General features: G+C 73.2%; 3 protein-coding genes and 1 pseudogene. 3 read left to right on the top strand and 1 reads right to left on the bottom strand.

All coding sequences use genetic code 11. The annotated features are described in order from the left end of the window. Positions 1 to 846: DUF4097 family beta strand repeat-containing protein (locus tag CCN44_RS41530; protein ID WP_107502181.1), on the bottom strand; the 846-nt coding region annotated here is incomplete at its 3' end. 221 nt (positions 847 to 1067) lie between these two features. Here CCN44_RS41530 and CCN44_RS41535 point away from each other — a divergent pair. From CCN44_RS41535 to CCN44_RS47705, 3 genes and pseudogenes are all read left to right on the top strand, one after another. Next, entirely contained in the window at positions 1068 to 1247 is a 180-nt protein-coding gene (locus CCN44_RS41535) for a DUF6104 family protein (RefSeq protein WP_003992906.1), read from the top strand. A 62-nt stretch (positions 1248 to 1309) separates the two neighbouring features. Then, entirely contained in the window at positions 1310 to 1720 is a 411-nt protein-coding gene (locus CCN44_RS41540) for a CU044_2847 family protein (protein ID WP_059252561.1), read from the top strand. A gap of 185 nt (positions 1721 to 1905) precedes the next feature. Beyond that, positions 1906 to 2213 (top strand): annotated as a pseudogene (locus tag CCN44_RS47705) (hypothetical protein); the annotation flags it as partial.

Consider the following 2213-nt stretch of genomic DNA (forward strand, 5'->3'; position numbering starts at 1 on the left):
GGGCGTCGGGGGCTCTGTCTCCCCGGGGGTGCCCTCCTCGTCCCGGGGCGGGCGGCGCAGCAGGGCGATCGAGCCGGAGACCGTGGTGGCGCGCAGTCTGCCGGTGCCCGCGCCGAGCCGGCCGGTGATCCTGTGCGCGCCCCACTGGCCGTGCACCCGCAGGTCGTCGAAGGCGTTGGAGAGGGTGCCGCTCGCGGTGTTCGCCTCCACCTCGGCGTCCGCCGGGTGCGGCAGACGGATGGCGATCTCGCCGGAGACGCTGGTGAGACCGATGTCCGTGGGACCGTCCGGGTCCAGGTCCACGATCATGGAGCCGCTGACGGACTCGGCGCGTACCGAGGTGCCGGAGCCCTCGACCACGGTCAGGTCGCCCGACACCGAGTGGAAGCGCAGGTCGCCGGTGACCGCCTGGGCCTCCAGGTTTCCCGAGACGGTCTCCGCGCGGACCGGGCCCGAGACGCCGACCAGGGTGGTGTCACCGGTCACCCCCCTGATCACCGCGGGGCCGCGGATGCCGGAGACGACCGCGCCGGCGCCGACCACGCCGACCTCCACGCGGGTGTCGGCGGGGACCGCCAGGGAGACGACGGCGGTGCGGCGCCAGCCCTTGTGGTCGAACCACTTGAGGAAGCCCTTCCAGGGCAGGTCGTCGTAGGCGACGGTGAGGGTGGTGCCGTTCTGGGTGACCACCAGGGGCGGGCCTTCCAGTTCCGAGACCTCCAGGCGGGCGGAGGGGGCGTCCGTGCCGACCACGTTGACCGTGCCGTTGACGATGCGGATGCGCAGGTCGCGGACGGGGGCGTCGAAGGTCAGCTTCTGGGGGTCGGTGACGGACCACTCGGACATGGGGCCTCCTCGGGCGGTCACGGTCGCGACGCGCCATATCGCGTTCTTCTGAGAAACACGATATATCGCGGCTTCGGGAAGTCAAGGCACTCTTCCGGGGAGGGGCCGTGGGCGGTCGGGCCGGTGGCGGCGCCCCGGGCGTGGCCGTGAGGTGCGGGTGGGGCGCTTAGGCTGGTGGGAGTTGTTGGCAGGACGGACGTTTGCGCAGGAGACGTGGGCCTATGTACTTCACCGACCGCGGTATCGAGGAGTTGGAGAAGCGGCGTGGCGAGGAAGAGGTCACCTTCGAGTGGCTCGCGGAGCAGCTGCGGACGTTCGTGGACCTGAACCCGGACTTCGAGGTGCCCGTGGAGCGGCTGGCCACCTGGCTCGCGCGGCTCGACGACGAGGACGATGAATAGACCCCTCGCCCTCTCCCGCCCCGGGAGTTAGCCTTCTCCTCCCATCGGCGAACGGGGGCGTCATGGCTGGAGGAGTCGAACGCGTACGCCTGGACGACGGCACCGTCGTCTGGGCCAGGATCCGCGCGGCCGACGAGGAGGCGCTGGACGAGGGCGGCTACTGGGACACCGGACTCGGCGACCGGGTCATCGACATGGCGGGGGGACTGGCCGGCACGGTCGGCGGCGTCGTGCGCTCCCTGCGCGCCGGTCTGGACACACCGGCCCCCGTCGAGGTCTCCGTCAGCTTCGGAATCGAACTGACGGCGCAGTCCGGCAAGATCGTGAGCGCCATCGCCGAGGGCGGTGGCACCTCCTCCCTCACCGTGTCCCTGACCTGGACCGAGCCCGCCACGGCGGCGGACGGCGCCCGTACCGGAACGCAGGGCGGCGGCGTCGTACCGCCGCAGTCCCCGGCTCCCGGCGCCGTATGAGCGCCTTCGGCGAGATGGTGCGCCCCTCGCTCGCACGCATCGGCGCACCGGGTGACGGGTATGCAACGGACCGTGACGCGTACTGGGGGTCGGGGTTCTTCATAGCCCCGGGCTGGCTGTTGACCTGCGCCCACGTCGTGGGAAAGGGGGGAGCCGCGGTGTGCCGAGGGGAGAGCGCCCTGAGCGTGAGCTGGCAGGAGCGCACCGCCGCCGGCGTCTGGGAGCCGCGCAGCGGCACCGGGACCGCCGTCGTCGTCGCGCCCCGGCCCGCGGGCGCGCAGCCGCCGCGCGACCCGTGGCCGTTCCCCGACCTCGCGCTCGTCCGGGTGACCGGCGCCGACGCGGTGCGCTGCCTGTGGCTCGGCGACCGGGAGGCCGGCCCGCGCTCCCCGCTCGGGCTCTACGGCTGGTCGGTGCAGACCGGCGAGCTGGGCATCCGGCACGGCACCGGCGAGCTGGCAGGATCCGACGCACGGGCCCTGCTGCTCGCCGG

The organism is Streptomyces tricolor (assembly GCF_002155905.1).
GTDB lineage: Bacteria > Actinomycetota > Actinomycetes > Streptomycetales > Streptomycetaceae > Streptomyces > Streptomyces tricolor.

Bases quoted from the DNA above. Each gene is read 5' to 3' on its own strand.
- CCN44_RS41535 (WP_003992906.1), top strand. From the start codon at position 1,068: ATGTACTTCACCGACCGCGGTATCGAGGAGTTGGAGAAGCGGCGTGGC.
- CCN44_RS41540 (WP_059252561.1), top strand. From the start codon at position 1,310: ATGGCTGGAGGAGTCGAACGCGTACGCCTGGACGACGGCACCGTCGTC.